Origin of the sequence: Saprospira grandis (genome assembly GCF_027594745.1) — a bacterium.
Lineage (GTDB): Bacteria > Bacteroidota > Bacteroidia > Chitinophagales > Saprospiraceae > Saprospira > Saprospira grandis.
In genome coordinates this window covers 579808-600602 of the sequence record NZ_CP110854.1, presented here as the reverse complement: position 1 = coordinate 600602, position 20795 = coordinate 579808, and the positions used below count along the sequence as shown (strand labels likewise).

The window sequence follows — 20795 nt, the reverse complement described above, 5'->3', positions numbered from 1 at the left end:
GCCGACTAGCGGGAAATTGCTGCAAACGATAAAAGTGAGTGCGTTTAAATCTGGCTATTGCCGCGGGCCTTCGGCCCTTTAAGAGCGGTATTGCTGCGCAATATTTTATATATGAGGGCATCCCTCATAAATTAGAGGGCCGAAGAAAAGGGCCAAAAGCAAGAGCAAAAGATGAGCGGCCCAGCGCTGCGGAGTGGGTGCCGCAAAGCGGCAGACCAAAGGCAGGCGCAGCCTGCCTGCAGGGCCGAGCAGACCTGCGAGCCCCGCAGCATAGCGGCGGCCAGCAAAGCTGGCCGCGGGCCCCAAAGCAAAAACTGCTCCTAGCCATTATTCATTATCCAAGATCTGATTATTGAGCGCAAAAACCACCAAACCCGCCACATTTTTGGCCCCTGTTTTTTCGAGTAAATTGCGTTTGTGGGCATCTACTGTGCGTTTAGAAATATAGAGCTCATCGGCAATTTCCTGATTAGAATACTCCTTGATAATGAGGGCCAAAACCTCTTTTTCTCTAGAAGTGAGCGGGGCCAGGGGATCAAAGCGAGAGCGTTTTTTTCGGTTGGCGGTACCTAGATTATTCATGACAATTTGGGTCACCTCGGCGCTATAAAAATTTTGGCCCTGATAGACCGCTCTGATGCCTTGCTTAATCTCTTGTTCGGTAGCGGTTTTGAGCAAATAGCCCTTGGCTCCCGCCTTAATCATCTCTTTAATATGTTGGTTTTCGGCCAGCATACTGAGGGCCAAAACATTGAGTTCGGGCAGCTCTTGGCTGAGGATCTGCGTGCAGCTAATGCCATCCATACCATCCATATTGATATCCATCAGGACCACATCGGCCGTAGTTTCCTTCAGTTTGTTGATGGCCTCTTGGCCATCGGCCGCTTCGCCAACGATTTCGAAATCTTGGGCCTCTTCTAGGTGGGCCTTTATGCCGTCGCGAATGAGTTTGTGGTCGTCTACGAGGAAAACTTTGATTTTTTGCATAATAGTGAAGCTTTATAGGGGGATTTCAACCATAATAACAGTGCCTTGCTGCGGTCGGCTCTCAATGGTGAGCGTTCCCGAAATCGAATTGCTTCGGTTACGCATACTATTGAGGCCAAACTGCTGTTTGCCTAGTTTTTCTTGGGCATCAAAGCCTTTGCCATCATCTTCAATAATGAGCATAATGACATCGGGATAATGCATGAGCTGAATGCTCACCTGCTGGGCTTGGGCATGTTTTAGGATATTTGTAATGGCTTCCTGCGTAATGCGGAAGAGGGCCAACTCTACCTTTTGAGGAAGCCGTTTGTTGTCTAAGTTGTCATAGAAGATAAACTCTATGTGTTCTAGTTTTTGGTAGCCCTCGAGCATAGATTGTACGGCCAGTACATAGCCATAATCATTGATGGCTTTGGGCATGAGGTTATGAGAAATATTTCGGCCTTCAGTAATGGCATCTTGGAGAAACTGCAGGGCTCTATCTAGCTTTTGCTGATTGCGTTCGGCCAGTTTATCTCGGTCCTTTTTAAGGCCTTCCAGATTGAGGGAAATCGCCATCAGGAGTTGGCCGAGGCTATCGTGTAGCTCTTTGGCAATTCGGGCCCGTTCTCGGTCTTCGGTGGCCAAAATAGCGGCTACGGTTTCTTCCTCACTCTGCTTTTTCTCAATCAAAAAGGCAATTTGGGCGGCTACGGCCTCAATGAGTTGCAGCTCCGTTTTCAGAAAGGGATCGGCCCCTTGATTATTGAGCTGGCTCTCTTTGTAGGCGAGGCGCAAAATGCCCTTTTCGCCATTTTTGAGCGGAATACTGGCGCTAAGTTGATAGATGCTTTCTTCTGGAAATCCATCGGTTTGCCATTTCTTATTGCCCAATTGGATTTGAGCTTGGCAAAGTGCTGGAAACTGCCAGCTTGGAGGAATCAGCCGCAGGGCTTTTTCGATCAGTTCTTCTAGGTTGGCAAACTCATGGGCGGCCAAACGAGAGAGGTCCAAAATACAACGCAATTGCTTATTACTCTCTGAAAGATCGTAGTAGAGTTCTTCAATGCGTTGTTCATAGCGAATCCGATCGCTAATATCTCGAACAATCAGGTGGCGAAGCCCAGGCCGCAAAACGCCCTGCGTGCCACTTTCCCAAACCTCGGCCATAAAAGAGCTGCCATCGCTTCGGTAAAGCGGAATACGGTCGAGTTTAACGGTATCGCTTTGCTCTAAGGCGGCTTGCAAGCTGCGACCACCCAATTGGGCGATTTTGCGAATGTTTTGGCCCGTCAGCTCTTGCTCGCTCCAGCCAAAAAGGGTGCAAGCCGCATGATTAACCTCCTGAATGCGCCCATCCTTATAAATAATAACCGCCTCTCGGGTGGCATTGGATAAGCGCTTGTATTTTTCAGTGCTTTCTTTTAGTAAGCGCTGGTTTTCCAAGCTTTCACTCATATCTCGGATGAGCAAATAGCAAAGGTCGCTATCATCTAGTTTGCGATGATGTAGTTGGGCGGGAAACAGCTGCTTGTTTTTGTGTTGGAGGACCACATCCTGCCTGAAAATAGCCTGTTCTTGGGCCTTCTGCTGTAGCTGCAGCAGTTGTTCCTCATCATTAAATAACAACTGAATGCTTTTTCCAATAACTTCTTTTTCTTCATAGCCCAGCATACTACAAAAGGCGCGATTGACCTCTCGAATGACGCTTTTTTCTAAAATCATTACGCCTTCAAAGCTAGCATCGGCTAGGTTTTTATACTTGTTTCGGCTTTCTTCTAGGGCGCTTTTGGCTTCTTCTGCCTGCGTAATATCTCGGATAATCACATAGCGGAGCTTTTGCTCTTTGTTGTACATAATCCGCTCCTCAAAATCGACCATGAATTTGCTGCCGTCCTTTTTTGTCATTAGGGAGCGGCCTGCAATTTCCTTATCACTTTCATAGAATTGGCGGATCTCTCTGCGGTTAAATTGCCTGTTCTGAAAGTTAAAGGTGGCCATGAGGTCAAAGGTTTCGGCCCCAATTAGCTCCGACTCACTAAAGCCAGTAAACTCACAAAAAGCCCGATTGACCTCTCGGATAATGCCATCTTCATGAATCAAAATGAGCTCTTTGGTCGCATCCGATAAGCGCTTGTACCGCTGCTCGCTAGCCTTGAGCATTTGTTCCGACAAATGTTCTTTGGTAATGTCTCGAATAATGACGTAGCGATAGGACTTTTGGTCCAGTTTAATCTGACTCCCCCGAACAGAGACATACATGAGCTGTCCCGACTTCTTATGCCGAGTTTTGACAATTGCCTGCCGCTCTATGCCTGCATTTTGCTTGTTCTCTCTCAAAAAGGTCAAGATCTGTGGTACGGCATCTTCATGCACTAGGGCCGAAATAGGCAGGCCAGAAATCTCGTCCTCATCAAGGCCCAAAATTTCTCTGGCTCGGTTGTTCATTTCCAAAACCATCCCTTCTTCATGAATAACAATGCCCTCTTCCGTAGCTACAGAAAAGGTGTTGTACCGCTGCTGCACTTCTTCTAATACCTGACTACAGTTTTTTTCTTTGCTTTTATCTAGCAAATAGATGTATTGGGCCTCGGCTTTTAGACAGAAGTGGCCCCATTCGCCATTTTTCTTTTGCAATTCCAACTCAAAAGCTTCGGTAGACTCTTCTTTTTGCAACCGCCGCCAAAGGTAGTTGAGCAAATCGGCTTGCTGCCTAGAGACCAAAAGCTCTCTAAGGTCTTGCCCAACTACCTCTTCTTGGCTCCAACCCATCACTTCCCCAAATCGAGGGTTGATGGTTTGTACTTCATAGTGGTTGTGCTGAATTAATAGCTCTCGACTGCCCTCAAAGAGCTCGGCCCCCTTGGGCTTTTTGTCTAAGGGAATAAGGATGCTCTGAATGTAGCTTTCTTTCTTGTTTATCAATAGCTGTTCTTGCATCCACAACTGCTTTTCTTGGGCTACGGTAGCCCGAAAGTAAAGCTCTAGGCGGCTTTCGTTCCGCTTAATGGCCTGCCGCAATTGCTCTTTGTACCAGAGTCTGTCTTGAACAGTGAGTAGCTCCCAAAAACTACACCCTATAGCCTGTTCCAAATCGTTCTCTGGCCCATGCCAATCTATAATTGTAGCCGCTTCATCTAAGCTGCGTTTACAATAGATAAGGCCAATGCTATTCATAAAGTGTAGTCGATCCATTGCAGTCTAATGCTTAAAAAGGAAGGGGCTGCCTAGAACAGCCCCAAAAAACTATTCGCCAAAAAAGTCAATAAAGGCATCAGCGATTTCTAAACCAATATAACGCTGGGCCTCTAGGGTAGAGGCCCCAATATGAGGGGTGGCAGAAATAAGCGGATGCTGCAAAATAGCCGCAGAGGGTGTCGGCTCATTGTCAAATACATCTAGGGCCGCACCTGCCAACTGACCACTGTCTAGGGCTTCCAAAAGGTCTTTTTCCGAAATTACGCCCCCTCTAGAGGTGTTGATAATACAAGCGCCTTTTTTCATCCGTCCCATTTCTTTGGCCGTAATGAGGTCCTTCCCACTAGGCACATGAATAGAAATGAAATCACTCTCTTCTAATAAACGCTCCATAGGAACAGTCTGTAGCTCTACCGCCAAACTAGCATTTTCTACAGCAGGGGGCTGAATGTAAACCTTGACCTTGCGCTCTTCCAAATCAGTAGCGAGTACTTCCATGCCTATTCCCATAGCCAAACGAGCCAATTCTTGCCCAATCCGACCAAAACCAATGATGCCTAATTTGCGGCCACTCACTTGCAAGCCTTTAGCATAGCGCTTCTTGAGCTGCTTGAACTCACTGTTGCCCGTTTCTGGCATCGAACGATTGGCCTGATACAAATAACGAGACAAACTGAAAATTTGCCCCAATACCAATTCGGCTACCGCCAAAGAAGAGGCTTTAGGCGTATTGATGACCTTGATGCCCTTCTCCCGAGCATAATCAACATCAATGTTGTCTAATCCCACTCCCGCACGAGCAATCATCTTTAATCGAGGACAAGCATCAATCAGCTCTTTACGCACTTTGGTCGCCGATCGAACAATGATCGCATCATAGTCCTGTAACTTTTCCATTAAGTCTTCCTGCGGAATCTTGTTGGTGTCTACCTCGTAGTTGGCCTCCTCCAACAAAAGTTGGCCGTCGGGATGTATGCCATCATTGGCTAAAATTCGGATCATTTTTTCTGAAGTTTGCAAGGCAAAAAAATAGTTCTAAGGACCTTTTAGGTCCCCTTTAAAGATATAAATTATTCATAGGCTAGCTAAGCTTGTTCTCCTTTTTTTTAAGGAAGCCAGCTTATCCACTTGGCCCTCAAAGAAAAAGCTCTCAATAAGGAGCTTGTCCCTATTGAGAGCCTGTCTGTTCATCCCATTGGCTAGCGCAAAGGAAATAACTCATCCGCAGAAATCCAGCCCTTGGCCGCTTGATTCATCTCCGCAATTTGCAATAAGCCGTTCTCCTCCGCTAAGACCAAAACGACTGAGAATTTCTCTAGCTGCCCCTTAGCTTCCGATTTTTGGGCATCGCCGTAAAGCTTGGCGTCCTGACTCAATACGCCTACACGCAGGTAGCCCACCGGCTGAGACAAAAATAACTTTTCTCCCTCGCCATATAAACTAGGGTCGCACTGCCCGCCAGGATTAGCCGCTAGCTTTAAGGTTACAGCCTGCTCTTCTTGCTTCAAGCTGCCTTCTACAACCTCATCACTGCCCGGAAAATAGGCCTTGACCGCCACTTCTTTGCCCGCTTCCGTTAACTGCCCCTCCAAAAAGAAGCTGCAGCCATTGCCAGAACCTAAAGGCATGTCGTAGTATCCCGTCAATTGATTGCCCTGAAATCCTAAGATTAAACTGCCGTATTCTCCAGTCGGAAAGCTAAGCTTGACTTCAGGAGCCGCTTCTTTCGCTTCCTCCTGAGGCGCCGCCGCCGTTTTTTCTATCGTAGACTCATCTTGCTGCTCCGTTTTAGGAGCCGATTCTTTACAAGCCGCTAGACTCACTAGCAATAGGACCAAAAAGGCCCAGTTTTTCAACATCTTCATGCGTTTCTTTCTTTGTTTATTGTCCGTTAATCGCTTCTACTGTCAATATCTCAGGAATAACCGATTTTACCGTCGATTCAATCCCCGCTTTCATGGTCATGCCACTCATAGAACAAGACTGACAGTTGCCCAACCATTTGACTTTTAGGCACATGTCTTCGGTTAAGTCAACTACCTCAATATCTCCTCCATCCGCCTTGAGATGCGGACGAATACTGTTCAAGGCCTCATCTACTCGGGCCAATAGTTCTTTCTTATTACTCATAGTTCTTATTGTTTTATCTTTTTTTTGGGGCTGCCCCGCCCTGCGGGCGGGTCGGGCTGTGTCAGGGCTCGCAGGTCTGCTCGGCCCTTCGCTTTTTCGCTGCGCTCAAAAGCTCGGTCTGCGGCTTCGCCGCCCCCTTTTCCATCCCTCAGCCAGATGGGATCGCCCCGCTAAATGGCAGCGCAATAGGTCGAACTGCAAAAATACGCTTTTTTAGCAAGAACTTTAAGCAGCTGTGGAGTTTTTAAAAGTTCAATAGGCCTTGCAATTTATCTCCTAACAAACTCTTCTGGCGCAAACCATAATATAAGGAGCAAGCAAAATAAGGCGATGGCCCCAGTTTGGGCAAAACCAAATTGTCTTCTCCCAATATATCTAACTGCCGATAAGGCATATAGCCCCCCTCTAAGTAGAGCTTCCAGCCATTGCTACTTTTTAGATGAAAGGCCAAGCCCGTCCGCAAATGCAATTGCTGAAAATAGATGCGCTGCTCATTCCTAGGATGTGGATACCCCATGCCCGTACTGCCCAAACTCGCCAAGAGGTCTAGCTTAGTCTGCGGACTAAATTTATACTGAAATCTCGTCTGCAAGGGCAAGGTGATATTCCACCAAGTCTTTTTGCCCAAACGCAAATCGGTCCCAATAAAGGGGAGGGCCAAAACTGGAAAAGCCTGGTCCGCACTAGCCGATACCGCCAAGCCATAGTACCAATAGTAAAATATACGCTTAAAATTGACCACCCCAATAGCGCCCTGAAGATAAGGCCGACTGCGGTCCAATTGACTGATGTCTTGCTGCATCCCAACATTAATCGAGTAGAAGAGTAGCCGCCATTTGGGAATCAAATGAATGCCCGTAATCCCTGTTTGTAGCCCCAAGGCTTGCTGCCCATTGGACTGCATAAAGCGCAGACTGTCGGCCAAGCCCGCCTGAGGGTAGAGTTGCGTAAACTGCGGCTTGAAGGTCCAGAATATCTGGTAGGCATTGACTTTTCCCACCTTGATGAGGTCTTGCCACTTCCGAACCTGCCAGATTTTATTCCAACGAACCCCCAAACCCAATTTACTCTTAATAGGGACCACCAATTGGGCCGAAAAACGAGCAATATGTGGCTCGGCCAACTGCCCCGACGAAGGCAGCTGATAGTCGGCATTGAGCTGTAAACTAGGCTGAAAAAACCGCTGCAGAATAAAGGACTGCGCCCCCAAAGAACTCCAAGAACAACAGAGCCCTAGGCCCAAAATGTATAAGGCTAGTTTTGACATAAATCATAAAGGTTGAAATGAGCTAAAGCTTCTTTAACGGATAAAGCGCTAGAAATATGGCCCAGGGCGGGCCGGCCTAGCGATGCGGCGGGGTGGCCGAAGGCCAGACCAAGGGCGGAACGAAGTGGAGCCCGCAGGGCCGAGCAAACCTGCGAGCCCCAAAGCGTAGCGCCGACGACCGAAGGGAGGCGGAGGCCCCAAATCCCTCTTCTAATCCATTAACTGAATGGGAAAATGGGCCTCTGTTTTGGCTCCCTTGAGTCGAAGGTAGTATTGTCCCGCAGGCAAATCTCCAACAAAATATTGCGTTTGCCCCACAAACTGCGCTTGGCGCAACAAACGGCCCAAAGCATCGTAGAGCTCGAGCTGCTGCTCCTCCTGATTGGGCGCTTCTATCTGCAGGTACTGGCGGGCGGGCTGAGGATAGAGCTGGTATTGTAAAGGCTCCTCTGCCCGATTAGCCAAGCCCATCTGCAAGTTGATGCCCTTCTGACGAGGCAGACTGATGAGCTGGGCCTCATCCTCGGCAGTTAGAGAGATTTGGGCCGAAATAGGACCCGCATCAAACTCAATTTCTACTTGGCTTCCATTGGCATTTTGGCTAATGATCTGCCCATTTTGGACCGACCAGCAGTAGTGGTAGCCCGCCTGAGGTTGCGCCACCGAATAAGTTACGGACTGCTGCGGAGCCGCCGCCACTGGCCCCTGAATTTGTGGGGGCGCTGGACGCATCTGCTCATAGAAAAAGGCAGCCGTTTGCTCAATCATTGGGGACCAAAAGCTGTTGGGGCCATTGCTGCCCCAGTTTCCATTGTTTACGCCCCAGTATTCATGCCCTTCGCCCGCCTCAATCTGCGTTTGATGAGGGACATTTAGGGCCGTGAGAACCGAATCCATGGACCGACTCCCGCAAACCACAGGAGCCGTAAGCAAAATAGACGAAAATGGTCGACCGCAATCGACATCTACAATCGCATCTTGGTCTCCATGAAAGAAAATAACTGGCGCCTGGTTGTTGCCACTCAACATATCTAGATCAGCAATGGCGCCCCAATAAGCCGCAATGGCCTGGGGAATAGAATCAACATCCTGCGCGGCTACATTGCTCCCCATAAAGGGATTAAATCCAGTCAATTCAACAACGGGCCGACTGTGCAAGGAGCCCAAATCGGCTGTAAATAGGTTTTGCTCATAGCTCTCTGCAATCCGCTCATCTTCTTCTACAAAGGCCGCATGCAAGCAGGCAAAAGCCCCCGCACTACTGCCCCCAACAAAAACTTTCTGGGGATCAATGCCAAACCACTGGGCATTCTTTCTAAAGAAGCGGATGCCCGCACTAATATCTTGGCTACCTCGCCAAACTGCTCGCTTGACGCTACTGCCATTGGCGGGATCGAAGCCCGTTCGGTACTGAATGCTAGCCGCCACAAAACCCCAATGGGCCAGGGTATCGGCCAGGGCTTGTACATCTTCATTGTCTTTGGTGCCCACCAAGGCCGTGCCGCCCATAAAAAAGATATTGACAAAGCCACCACCATGGGCCAAAATCACTAAGGGCCGATTGCGGACGGTATCCGTGGGGGGGCGGCATATAAATATCCATAACCAAATCTTGGTCAAAGGTGGTCTCGGCCCCAAAAGAAGAGCCCAACAAAGAAGGGGCGTCTTGGCTATACACCACCTCTGGAAAAAATTGAACAGAGGAGAAGATACGCTCCTGATAACGTTTGCCTAAGCAGTCTTGGGCCTTTAGGCATAAAGGAAGTAGGCCCAACAATAGAAGGGAAAAAGTTCGCATAATCGATTGTTTTGTTGATCTACTACTAAAGTACAGAAAAGCAAGAGATTTTTAATAAGGGAAAATAGCTAGAAGGGATAGCTGAAACTCTCCTCGAGGGGTAAGGTAAGTCCTCAAGAGGGGTAGGGGAACCCCTCTTGAGGACTAAGGTAAGCCCTCGAGATGATTAGGGTAAGTCCTCGAGATGACTAGGGTAAGTCCTCGAGATGATTAGAGCAAGTCCTCGAGATGATTAGAGCAAGTCCTCGAGATGATTAGGGTAAGTCCTCGAGATGATTAGGGTAAGTCTTCGAGATGATTAGGGTAAGTCCTCGGGATGATTAGGGTAAGTCCTCGGGATGATTAGGGTAAGTCCTCGAGATGATTAGGGTAAGTCCTCGAGATGATTAGGGTAAGTCTTCGAGATGATTAGGGTAAGTCCTCGGGATGATTAGGGTAAGTCCTCGGGATGATTAGGGTAAGTCCTCGGGATGATTAGGGTAAGTCCTCGAGATGATTAGGGTAAGTCCTCGGGATGATTAGGGTAAGTCCTCGGGATGGGTAGAGCAAGTCCTCAGCTTCATTTTCAAAGAGAAAAGCCTAACAAAATAAAGCCATCCGCTTGTATCTTATAAATAAAGCAGCTATTTTAAGGTTATCTCTAATTGATAACCCTAATAAAATTGAAATTATGTCTTACCGAGAAGTAACACACAAAAGCTGGTTTAGCCGCATCATCAACTCCTTTTTGGGAGTCTTATTTGGCTTCTTATTTTTCCTGGGCTCCTTTTTCCTATTATTTTGGAATGAGGGGCGGGTCAATTTGGCCAAAGTGGCCAAAACTGCTCAGGAAATAACGGCTGGCGGCAGTGCTGAGCAGGGCCAATTGATTGCCCTTAGCGGAAAAATGACAGCTTCGGCTAGTTTGGGCGATAGCTATTTAAAGGCAGGCAACTACCTCTACCTCAACAGAACAGTAGAAATGTATGCTTGGAAGGAAGATAAGGATAGCAAGACCAAGAAAAATATTGGGGGTTCAGAAACCACCACTACCGATTATAGTTACCGCAAGGTCTGGACAAGTTCTCCCGAAAATTCCTCTAACTTTAAGGTAGATGGTTATCATAACCCCAACATGAGCATTAGTGGAGAGGAGCTAAGGGCCAAAGAGATAGAAATGGAGGGCTTTCGGCTAGAGCAGCCGGAGGACTTGAGTCTAACTTCAGAGGAGTTAAGTTTAAGCCAGAGCATGCTAAAGGGCCAAAGCGGAGTTGTTTGGGCCAGTGATCGCTATTTGTTTTCGGGCCGAGGGAGTTTAGAAGCGCCTAAGGTGGGCGACCTCCGCATTAGTTATGAGGCTTTGCCCAGCCCCAGTCCTCAGCTCACGCTTTTTGCGGCCTATGCAAGCAGCGCTAGCTTGGCTCCTTTCAGCAACAATGAGGTCAATGGGTTTTATCGGGCCTTAAAAGGGGATAAGGAGCAGGCGGTAGACTACCTACAAACGGAGCACAACACCATTCGCTGGATCCTTCGGGGCTTAGGTTTCTTCTTAATGTGGATGGGCTTGGCCATGATTTCGGGCCCCGTTTCGGTCTTCCTCGATTTGGTCCCTATTGCGGGTCGCATCAGCCGTTCTTTGGTGGGCATCGCCTCCTTCCTCATTTCGGCGGTTTTGAGCACGGTCACCATCATTGTCTCGCTCATCATCCACAATTGGATCGCCCTAATTATTACCATTTTATTATTGGCTGGGGGCATTGTTTACTACCTCAAATCCAAGAAAAAAGCGGCCTAATGGCCATAGCAAAGGCCAGCTCCTTGATGGGGGCTGGCCTTTATTGTTTTGGGGCTGCCCCTCCCTTTGGTCGGGTCGCTCCCTTTTGGGCTCGCAGGTCTGCTCGGCCCTGCGCCGCCTTTGGCGGCTGGGTCTGGCGCTTTGCGCCACCCGCCAGGCAGCTCAGCCTGCGGCCCTTCGGGCCTGTAGAGCCGTTTAGTAGGACCAATTATTATCCAGCATAAGTTTAGAGAGGCGGCTCATATCATCGGCAAAGACCTCATAGCCTTTGGTTTGCATAATAAATTGGTGGGCGGCAAGTACGGCCTGTTTAAACCAGGGCATTTCTTTGGTTAGGGCCAATAACTTACTGAGGCCATAGGCAAACTGTTCGGCTTGGATGAGTTGGAGGGCATGTTGCATTCTGTAGTGGGGGCTCCAATAAAACTCCTCGGCATATTGTTCCCAATGTTTTAGGTCCTTACTTTTTTGCAAAAAGGAGATGGCATAAACGGGAGCTTGCAGTCCGCCTTGGGCCAAAGAAAACAGCTGCTCAAAGGGGAGTTGTTTTTGGCCTTGGGCCAGCTCTTGCAAAAAGCGTTGATAAATGGGCTGGGCCTTTTGGGCTTGGCCTTGCCAGAGCCATATTTCGGCTTGTTGGAGCTGGGCGGCCTTGAGCAGAGGTTCTTGTTTTAGGGCTTGTTCGAGTAGTTGGAGCGCTTTTTCATTTTGGTCCAGCACAAAATAGAGTCGAGCTTGCTGGGCCAAAAAGTTGGCCGAGGGGTTTTCATTTTGCTCCTTCAGGGCCGTTTGGGCCAGGCGGTCATCAATAAGGCGGTGCAGCTTTTGCCAGGGGGCGAGTTGGGCGCCCAGCAAACGGTCTAAGAGGGCATAAACCACCGTGCGTTTATCCCAGGGCGCATCTACGGCCAGCCAATCTTTAAAGGCGGCGGGATAAGCTTGGGCGAAGGATTGGGGCAGGCCCTTTTCGCCTTGCCAGTGAAGCTCTAGGCCTTGGGCTGGAAAGCCCAGGTAGCGAGAAATCAGTCGCTGGCAATCCTCCTCAAAGGCTTGGGGATTGGGGGGGCTAAGGATTTCCTCTTCTATTGGTGTTGGAGCAACTTCCTCTGGGGGAGGAGTTTTGGGGGCTGTGGTTTCTGGGGACTTCTTTTTTTTGGACCAAAACTTCTTAAACATCAATCTTTAATCTTAAAGACAGCCGTGCGCACTGCTTTGGTGCTTTGGCCGTCGGGTTCTTCTTCTAGGATAAGGGCTTGGGCGGCTTCTTGTTCAAATACTTGGGCCATATTTCGGACAAGGCCGAGGGGGACATTTGTCTTGACGGCCTCATCTAGTAGCTCTTGGCTTTCCCATTTGCCAATAGCTTCGGCTAGGAGTTGGGCTAGGGCGCTACGGTTTTGCAGGCGGTCTTGATTTTCGAGAAAGCGTTTATCCTTGGCCAATTGTTCTTCTCCGATAAGTTGGCAGAGGGCCAAAAACTGTCGGTTGCTGCCAATGGCGGTCACGACCAATTGCTCATCGGCAGTTTTGAACTGCTCGCCATAGGGGGCAATATTGGGGTGGAGTGAGCCCATGCGTTGGGGCAGGTGGCCCAGCATCAGATAATTGCTTGCTTGATTGGCTAGGGCGGCAATAGCGGCATCGAAGAGCGAGACACTAACATAGGCGCCCTTATGTTCTCTTTCTCGGCGCCAGAGGGCCAATAAAATTCCTTCTTTGAGTTGGTGGGCGGCCAGAACATCGATTAGGGCCACGGGCATTTTTGTAGCTGGGCCATCGGCTTGGCCATTCATATACATAAAGCCCGTTTCTGCTTGAAGGACCAGATCGAAGGCGGGGCGTTTGGCGTTTTCGCCAAATCCATTGATGGCCCCATAGATCAGCATAGGGTTAATTTGGGAAAGAATATTATAGTCGACCCCTAACTTTTCGGCATCTCCTGCTTTAAAGTTAGTAATCACGATATCGGCTTCTTCGACGAGGTGGTAGACCACCTGTCGTTCATCTTCATCCTTAAGGTCTAGGGGGAGAATTTCCTTGCCCCAATTGACCGAAGCGAAATAGGCAGAACGGAGACTTTGTGGATCTTCTTGTTCTAGTTTCCAGCTTCTGGTCACATCGCCTTTAGGGGTTTCTATTTTGAGGACATCTGCGCCGAGTTCGGCGAAGAACATACCGACAGAGGGGCCGGCGAGGACAGAAGAGAGGTCTAAAACTTTTATATTTTCTAAACTAATCATTATATTTTTTTTGCAGATAAGCTCTACCTTTTTGTTTTGCGGAGCCCTTTAGCGGCTACTATATTTATTCTATATAGAGCAGAAAAGCACAAATAGGCTCTTGCTCTTGGGCGCAAATATGGGCATTCCCAGCTTTTTTTAGTAAAATTGTCAGCAAACTTCTTAAAAAAAGAGGAAGAAAGGCGTTTTTTGTCTGTAGAAATTGGCGACCGCAGGGAGTCAATTGGCTGAGGGATGGACAGCAGTGGCGCGAAGCGCCAGACCAAAGCGGCTTTGCCGCTGCAGGGCCGAGCGAATAGCGAGCTGCGAAACAGCCCGACCCGAGCCGATAGGCGAGGGGCAGCCCCAAAATCAGCAGAGGAACTAAGTTTTGCAAGAAAACCTTATTGAGCTGTTTGAAACTGGCCTAGCTTTTGGCCGAAACGACCTACATTATTATTATTAACAACGCAATAGCCATGACATTTAAGCGAACCGTATTGTTGGCACTGTCTACTTGCTTTGGCATTTCTCTATCGGCCCAAGAGGCGGCCTTGGAGCGTGCGCAGGCCCTCTATAATGAGGAGAAAGTAGACTCGGCCCTATTCTATTATGAGCAGGCCCTTAGCCAGACCCCCACAGACAAGAATTTACAATTGAAAATGGCAGAGTTGTATCTGCAGACGAATCGTCCGAAAAAGGCTGCTCAGTTTTATGGGGGCTTGGTAGAATCGCCGAATGCGGGGGTTGACCTCTATTTTTGGTATGCCTATGCATTGCAGATGGATGGTCGTTATCAGAAGGCCAAGGAGGTGCATGAGAAGGCCAAAAAGCATCCTGATATGGCGGGGAACTATGCGGCCTTACCTTTATTGGATGCCTATGTAGCCTCTTGTGATTTTGCATTGGCGAATCAGGGCAAGCGTCCGGTATTTGATGTGCGCAATGAGGCTGCGGTAAACTCTTCGGCGGCGGATTTTAATCCGGTATTGGCTGGGGATCAGATTTATTTTGCCTCTAAGCGGATTGTTGCTAACCCGATGGGAATGGGCGGCTATTCGGATGCGAATGAGGACTATTTGTATCAGGCGGATCGTCAGAACAGCCGAGACTTAAAGAATGCGAAGACGGTTTTTCCCTCTGGCAACATGGAGTTTACTAATCGTTATAAGCTGTCTCCTGTGAGTAGTGTTAATGGGAAGACCTTTGTGAGTGTAAATAATTTTTCTGCGGCTGTTCGTCACCCGATGAGTTTGGGAGGGGGGAGTAGTAGTTTTAAGATGGGCTATTATAATGCGCCCTTGGCGAGCATTCCGGCAGAGGATCCTACAGAGTACCCCTATTATGCGGAGCAGTCGGCTTTTCCGGCTTTAGCGGATGGGGGGAATACCTTATACTTTGCGGCTAAAGGCTTGCCGGGCAGTTATGGCGGCTTTGACCTTTACGTGAGTTATTTTAAGGATGGGCGTTGGACCACTCCTCAGAACTTGGGGCCCAATGTCAATAGTATAAAAGATGAAGTTTCCCCTTTTGTAGACAGCAAAGGCATTTTGTACTTTTCTTCTGATGGGAAGCCTGGATTTGGTGGTTTTGATGTTTATCGGGCCGAGAACTTGGGGGGGAGTTGGAAAAATGTGCGGAATATGGGACCTGGGCTCAATTCTAGTCAGGATGAGCTTTACTTTGTCTTTGAGGCAGAGAAAAACATGGGCTATTTGGCTTCTAACCGAGATGGTGGTCAGGGTGATTACGACATTTATTCGGCTTATATGCAGGGGAATGTAGAGGGTATGCCCTTAATTTCTAAGCAAGAAGAAGACTATGTGGTGAAAAACCCCGATGGGCAGTCGGGCCTTACGCAAGAGCAGGAGGACCAACTCAACACCCTAGAAGAAATTGCCGATAATGTGAATGGAGAAGAAGGGAATGGCAGTAATATGGGGCAAGACAAGATTGATGACTATGTCTTGAATCCGCCCAGAGAGGGGGGCAATCAGCAGGGGAACAATGCTGGCACAAACAATAGTGGGAGTAATAATGCTGGTACAAACAACAATACTGCAGGCAACAGCGGCAGTAATAATGGATCGAGCAACAACAACAACCCCTATGCGGGTAAGCAAATCCCTTGTGCAGACAACTCCTATATTGGTGTAGTGACCGATGCGGTGAGCAAAAGACGTTTGGCCAATGTGTGGGTTTATGTTCGTCATTTGAAAACGGGCGTAGAGTATAAAAAGCAGAGCTCTAAATACGGGGAGTATGCCTTGATTCTGGAGCCACAGTCTCAATACGAAATTCGTTTTTCTGCGGCGGGTTATCAGAATGACATCATGGAAGTATTTACTGGAGATGGCCAAAAGCGGACGTTATTGGGCAGCAAGGCGATTCAGCCTTCGGCCACCAATGGATTGGCCCTTTTGAACAATGATGGTCAGTATATGGGGCGTGAAGGAACGCAAGAAGAGGCCTTGCCCAATCAGTTTCGCCGAGCCAATGAAATGCCTCAGTCCTTGATGCCCGACAAAGGCTATTTGGTTCAGGTGGGTGTATTTAAGTCTTTGGACAAAGAGCTACAAAAGGAATTGGGCCAATATGCCAACATTCTTACGGCACCTTATAAAAATGGAGAAGCTAAAATCTATCGTCTAGGTGTTTTTGCCGATAAGGCCCATGCCGAAGAGGTTTTGGCCAAGGTCAAAGACATCAAAGGCTTGGATAAGTCATTTTTGAGAAGCGAAGCATTGAGTAATCGCACAGCAGCCGAGCGCATGACCAACAACATGCAAGTCGTCTTTCCGATGAAGAAAGAAGTAGCTGAGGCCGAGAATAAGCCTGTGGTAGAAGAGCGTCCTTTAGAGAATGGCAATGCTGAGCTTTTGCCTCCTATTGTAGAGGATGCCAGAAACAGCTATGCCGATAATAAGTTGCCTGAGGGGACTACTGCTCGTGGGGCTGGGCTATTGCCTGCCGAGCGTCCCTTAGAATTCAAAGTACAGCTAGGTGCCTATAAAGATGCTTCTGCGGCCAACTATCCCGATTTGAGTCAGATTGGGCGGATTGAGCGTCAGCTCAACCCTCAGAATGGATTGACTTATTTTTATTTGGGGGGCTATAGCAGCATTGATGATGCCCGTAAAGCCGATACAGAGGTAAAACAAAAAGGCTTGAAGTCTTTTATTGTAGCCTTTAAAGATGGAAATAAAATTCCGGTTAGTCAGGCCGTAAAATTGGCCAACTAGAGCAGCTAAAACCAAAGGCCCGCTAGCAATTGCTAGCGGGCCTTTTTTTTTGTTTCCTTTTTGGCTTGTTTTTACGCTTTGGGGAGGGTAAATTGTACCGTTAAGCCAGTGGGGAGAATATTGCTAATATGGAGTTTTCCATTCTCTTTATTAAGGACTTTTTCTAGCATAGCTAGGCCAATTCCATCGCAGGTTTTGCCATACTTATCCGTGGGAGTGCAGCTAAAGAATAGTTCACTTAGGGTCTGTAGTTTTTCGGCTTGAACGCCTGGGCCATCATCGCTGACCGTAATTTGGTACATTTTGTCATCTCGGCCAGTTTCCTTAATATTGATTCGGATATTAGGAACCTCTTGACTAGCGTAGCGGTAGCTATTATCGATCAACTTATGAAGCATTCTTTTAAAGAGTTGCGGGCGGTAGTAGATTTCTTCTAGGCCCAACCATTTGATATTGGCTTTTTTGCCCATACTCAACTGAAAATGCTGTTGGATGCTTTTAATTTGAATCTTTTGCTTTTCTTCTTTTAAGGCTTCATCAATTGTATTGTAGCGCCAGAGGCTATCGAGCATAGTTTTGAGGCGGTCAGAAGACTGCAAGACCTTTTCCATCATTTTCCGTTTGCTATCGGGCAGGCCGAGTTTGCCATCGGCGAGGAGGAGGCGGGTCACATTGGCAATATTGGCCATAGGGCTTTTGAGCTCTTTGATGGCAATATGGCTAAAGCGCTCGAGTTCGGCTTGGCGGTGTTGTTCTCTTTCTAGGGCTTCTTGAACGAGGCGTTTTTTTCTGCGCAATTCGAGCAGGCGCATAGCTTGTTGGCCAAGGATAGAGAGCGCTTTTTGTTGTTCTTCAGAAAACTCTCTGGGTTTTTGGTCCAAAACGCAGACCGTACCTAGGGGCAGGCCATCTTCATTGACCAAGGGAACCCCCGCATAAAAACCGAGTTGAAAGGGGCCCGTTACTAGCGGATTATCGGCAAAGCGCTCATCTTTAGAGGTGTCGGACACCATAAAGATATCATCTTGCAAAATGGCGTGAGCACAAAAAGAGACCTCAATGGGGGTTTCTTCTACATCGGCGCCTAGTTTGGCCTTAAACCATTGGCGTTTGTCATCTACTAATGTCACTAAAGCCATAGGCATGTCACAGATAGTAGCGGCAAGAGAAACGATGTTGTCATAGTCTGCTTCGGGCAGAGAGTCTAATACATTATAGCTGTCTAGAGCGGCTAAACGAGCCGCTTCTTGCTCGTGCTTAGGAGCAATCATCATACACTTATAGGTTTTAAAGTTATTTGTTAGTCGCTTGCTTTTGCCCTAGGGGGTAGGGCAAGACAGAATTAAATATATGAAAAATAGTGTCACTTTACAGTGATTTTGGATACATGTTGTTTTTTCAGTGGAGCTAAAATTTATAGCCTTATGCGTTTATTTTTTTGTTTGCTGTTGGGCTTGCTTTTTTGCAGGGCTATAGTTTTGGGCCAAAATAGCGTTCAGCAGCGCTTTTCTGGGCAGTTATCGGCCATGCAGGCTTGGTCTCCACAGCAGGGGGCGGCTCATTTTTCGGCGGGCCGTTATTTGCCCAATTATTTTGCAGCTCGGAGTTGGGATAGCAGTCGGCAGGGGCTAGACCTAGAGGCGGCCCTAAATTTATCAGCCTATGCCAGTTATCCTGCGGGGAGTTCGGCGGCCAGTATTCGGCCCTATCGCTTTTGGTTGCGTTATCGGGCGCCCAATTTGGAGTTGCGTTTGGGCTTGCAAAAAATAGATTTTGGCAGTGCGCAGTTGTTGCGTCCTTTGCAGTGGTTTCATCAGATAGACCCTCGAGATCCTCTGGCTTTGACCAATGGGGTGTATGCTTTTTTGGGCCGTTATTATTTTAAGCAAAATGCCAATCTGTGGCTTTGGGCGCTTTATGGCAATTCGCAGCAGCGGGGTTTTGATTTATTGAAAACGGAGGGGGGGCGGCCCGAGTTTGGCGGTCGCTTTCAGTTGCCCTTGCCCAAGGGGGAGTTGGCCCTGAGTTATCATTATCGCTGGGCGCAATCGGATAGTAGTTTGGCCTATCTATTTAATATGGGGCCTCTGCCGGAGCATCGTTGGAGCCTAGACGGCAAATGGGATTTGGGGGTAGGAATTTGCTTGGAGGCGGTGCAGATTTATCGGCCGCAGGGGCTAGGCCCTTTTCGGGCGGTGCAGCAGCTCAATTTGGGCTTAGATTATACCTTTGCCTTGGGAAATGGCCTCAACTGCAGTGCAGAATATCTATTTTTGGGTTATGGCCAGGAGCTGTTTCGCCCAGCCCTGAGCGCCCATTCTTTGGCTGTTCAGACTAACTATCCCTTAGGGCTCTACGATCAGTTTTCGCTGATTTATATTCAAAGTTTTGGGGGGCAAATAGGCGGACAATTGAGCTATAGCCATCAGTTTAAGTATTTGTCTGCCTACCTGATTGGGGGCTACAATCCTAGGGTGGGCAGCCTCAATGTTCAACAAAATGATTTGAGTCAGCAGTTTTTGGGCTGGAGCCTTCGTTTGGTTTTGGCCTATAATTATTAGGATTTGGGGCTGCCCCAGCCTTTGGCTGGGTCGGGCCATTGCGCAGCTCGCTGTTCGCTCGGCCCTGCGCGGGCTGCGCCCGCTGGGTCTGCCGCCTGCGGCGGCCCTGCTACAGCCCCTCAGCCTGCGGCGGCTTCGCCGCCTGCAAAACCGTTTAGAAGTAGTATTGCTTCGCAATGATATATGAATGAGGGTTAAAACCCTCATGGATGGAACTTGGATGGAACCTACAGCCAGATGTGGTATTGCTTCGCAATGATAGGCGGTTAATTTTTCAGTTAAACAATCTAGCTTATAGACGCTATTGTCAGTTGCAAAAACATTAGACTGCCTTACCCAATCTAAGTAAATACCATAGCAGTTAAATTTTGCTTTTGCACCATCTATTCTTGCAAGAAGAGCTTTTTTTTGTAAAGGTTGGGTAGCACCACTTTGTTGTGATTTTCATACCATGCTTCAGGATGCCTAATTAGAAAGGCAGCTGTTTTATCGATGATTTTAATCATATTATAGCATAGATTTTCATTGCTTAGCTGTCTTTTAGGAAGGCATTGACGGCTGTAATCAAAAATTAGCTGAACGACTTTTGGATCATCAACTTTATCCCATTCTTTTATTTCTTCTAATACATAGACCGCATCAATGTTTAGATCGCGGTATTTTTCTAGCGTATCTAAGCACATCAGCTCATAAATAGTTTTTATGCTTTGGTTTCTCCAGTTTTCAACTTTTGAAGTCCATTTCTCTATGGCCATTTCTTTCTCTCTTTCCAACTCTTTTCTCTTCTCCTCCAACTCCTCCTCCGTCAAAAAGTCATCTTTGGCCAGGGCTTGGTCCAAAATGCGTTCTAGTTGGTTTGGGGAAAGGACATAAGGCGCAATGGTAGACTTAATAAAGCGCGATTTAGCTCTATACTTCTTAATCTTTTCTACCGCATCATAACGCTCAAAAATTTGAGCCAATTCTTCTAAAAATAGACTGGGCGGTTTATTATCTGCTTGCTCTACTAAAGCCTTAATATCTGCTGCAATTAGACGGCAAACTTTGAGCTTTTTACCTTCCTTGAATTTAATGTAAAGCTCATTAAGGTATAAGGTTTCCTCCCATTCATCTTTTTGAATATTAGCTTGCAGTTTTCGTGCTTTTAAAGTAACAGCTTCAGCATTTAGAGCAAACTCTAATAAAAAATCAGTTTTGGGTATATCCTCTTCTTTAAGGGCCAAAAATAGCTGCTCCAAATTTGCCTTATCTGTTTTGAGCTGCGGCTTAAAGGCCTTTAGGCCCTCTTTGGTCTTGAGCAAAGCGGCCTTCAGGCTTGGGCGATCGGGATCCTCTTGATATTGGGCCAAGGTTTCTTTGTAAAGGGCTTTATCTTCTTGATCTTGCTGTTGTTTTGCCAAAAAAAGTTGATGATTACCCATTTTTATAGTATTGAATGGGCTAATAAATAAGAAGCTGTGAAATAGAAAAATGGCTAATGCTTTCATGGTTTTGCTTTTGTGTTTATATAAAAGTAGTAACTTTAGTTTGTAAACGCAAAGTTAGTTTGAAATTTTTATCAAAGGATGGCCGAAGCGCAGGACTTCCATTCGGCCTAGCGATGTGCAGCAGTGCGGCGCAGCCGCAGACCAAGGCCGTCA

Annotated in this window: 14 protein-coding genes and 1 pseudogene; 3 read left to right on the top strand and 12 right to left on the bottom strand. The window is 47.7% G+C overall.

Annotation, left to right across the window (positions count from 1 at the left end):
* Nucleotides 1–327: 327 nt before the first annotated feature.
* The 8 genes from OP864_RS02220 to OP864_RS02180 all read right to left on the bottom strand — a co-directional run bounded on the left by OP864_RS02220 (nt 328) and on the right by OP864_RS02180 (nt 9359).
* The gene (locus OP864_RS02220) at nt 328–987 is read right to left on the bottom strand and encodes a response regulator transcription factor (RefSeq protein ID WP_270099674.1); all 660 of its coding nucleotides are present in this window, start codon (nt 985–987) and stop codon (nt 328–330) included.
* Nucleotides 988–999: 12 nt separating this feature from the next.
* Nucleotides 1000–4161: a sensor histidine kinase gene (locus OP864_RS02215; protein WP_270099673.1), complete on the bottom strand. Its 3162-nt coding sequence runs from the start codon at nt 4159–4161 to the stop codon at nt 1000–1002.
* A gap of 51 nt (nt 4162–4212) precedes the next feature.
* A complete protein-coding gene (locus OP864_RS02210; RefSeq protein WP_014373584.1) occupies nt 4213–5166 on the bottom strand; it encodes a D-2-hydroxyacid dehydrogenase in 954 nt (317 codons plus the stop codon).
* Between the two features lie 197 nt (nt 5167–5363).
* Complete coding sequence (locus OP864_RS02205; RefSeq protein ID WP_270099672.1) at nt 5364–6029, bottom strand: hypothetical protein; 666 nt, start codon at nt 6027–6029, stop codon at nt 5364–5366.
* A 16-nt stretch (nt 6030–6045) separates the two neighbouring features.
* Nucleotides 6046–6294: a NifU family protein gene (locus OP864_RS02200; RefSeq protein WP_014373582.1), complete on the bottom strand. Its 249-nt coding sequence runs from the start codon at nt 6292–6294 to the stop codon at nt 6046–6048.
* A 244-nt stretch (nt 6295–6538) separates the two neighbouring features.
* Complete coding sequence (locus OP864_RS02195) at nt 6539–7561, bottom strand: DUF6268 family outer membrane beta-barrel protein (RefSeq protein ID WP_270099671.1); 1023 nt, start codon at nt 7559–7561, stop codon at nt 6539–6541.
* Nucleotides 7562–7771: 210 nt separating this feature from the next.
* Entirely contained in the window at nt 7772–9112 is a 1341-nt protein-coding gene (locus tag OP864_RS02185) for a T9SS type A sorting domain-containing protein (protein ID WP_349294431.1), read from the bottom strand.
* Entirely contained in the window at nt 9033–9359 is a 327-nt protein-coding gene (locus tag OP864_RS02180; protein WP_270099669.1) for a hypothetical protein, read from the bottom strand. The genes OP864_RS02185 and OP864_RS02180 overlap by 80 nt, the downstream gene beginning before the upstream one ends.
* 670 nt (nt 9360–10029) lie before the next feature.
* Here OP864_RS02180 and OP864_RS02175 point away from each other — a divergent pair.
* A complete protein-coding gene (locus tag OP864_RS02175) occupies nt 10030–11133 on the top strand; it encodes a TMEM43 family protein (RefSeq protein WP_270099668.1) in 1104 nt (367 codons plus the stop codon).
* A gap of 195 nt (nt 11134–11328) precedes the next feature.
* Here OP864_RS02175 and OP864_RS02170 read toward each other — a convergent pair whose 3' ends face one another.
* Both OP864_RS02170 and OP864_RS02165 read right to left on the bottom strand, forming a co-directional pair.
* Entirely contained in the window at nt 11329–12309 is a 981-nt protein-coding gene (locus OP864_RS02170) for a tetratricopeptide repeat protein (protein ID WP_014373577.1), read from the bottom strand.
* Nucleotides 12309–13373: a CaiB/BaiF CoA transferase family protein gene (locus OP864_RS02165; protein WP_270099667.1), complete on the bottom strand. Its 1065-nt coding sequence runs from the start codon at nt 13371–13373 to the stop codon at nt 12309–12311. The genes OP864_RS02170 and OP864_RS02165 overlap by 1 nt, the downstream gene beginning before the upstream one ends.
* A 458-nt stretch (nt 13374–13831) precedes the next feature.
* Here OP864_RS02165 and OP864_RS02160 point away from each other — a divergent pair, with 458 nt between their 5' ends.
* Nucleotides 13832–16594, top strand: a complete 2763-nt coding sequence (locus tag OP864_RS02160) for a tetratricopeptide repeat protein (protein WP_270099666.1) — start codon at nt 13832–13834, stop codon at nt 16592–16594.
* A 71-nt stretch (nt 16595–16665) separates the two neighbouring features.
* Here OP864_RS02160 and OP864_RS02155 read toward each other — a convergent pair whose 3' ends face one another.
* The gene (locus OP864_RS02155) at nt 16666–17868 is read right to left on the bottom strand and encodes a GAF domain-containing sensor histidine kinase (RefSeq protein WP_270099665.1); all 1203 of its coding nucleotides are present in this window, start codon (nt 17866–17868) and stop codon (nt 16666–16668) included.
* 150 nt (nt 17869–18018) lie between these two features.
* Between OP864_RS02155 and OP864_RS02150 the strand changes: the two genes are divergently transcribed.
* The gene (locus OP864_RS02150; RefSeq protein ID WP_270099664.1) at nt 18019–19155 is read left to right on the top strand and encodes a hypothetical protein; all 1137 of its coding nucleotides are present in this window, start codon (nt 18019–18021) and stop codon (nt 19153–19155) included.
* A gap of 258 nt (nt 19156–19413) precedes the next feature.
* Here the strand turns inward: OP864_RS02150 and OP864_RS02145 are convergent.
* Nucleotides 19414–20642, bottom strand: a pseudogene (locus OP864_RS02145) (hypothetical protein); the annotation flags it as partial.
* Nucleotides 20643–20795: the final 153 nt, after the last annotated feature.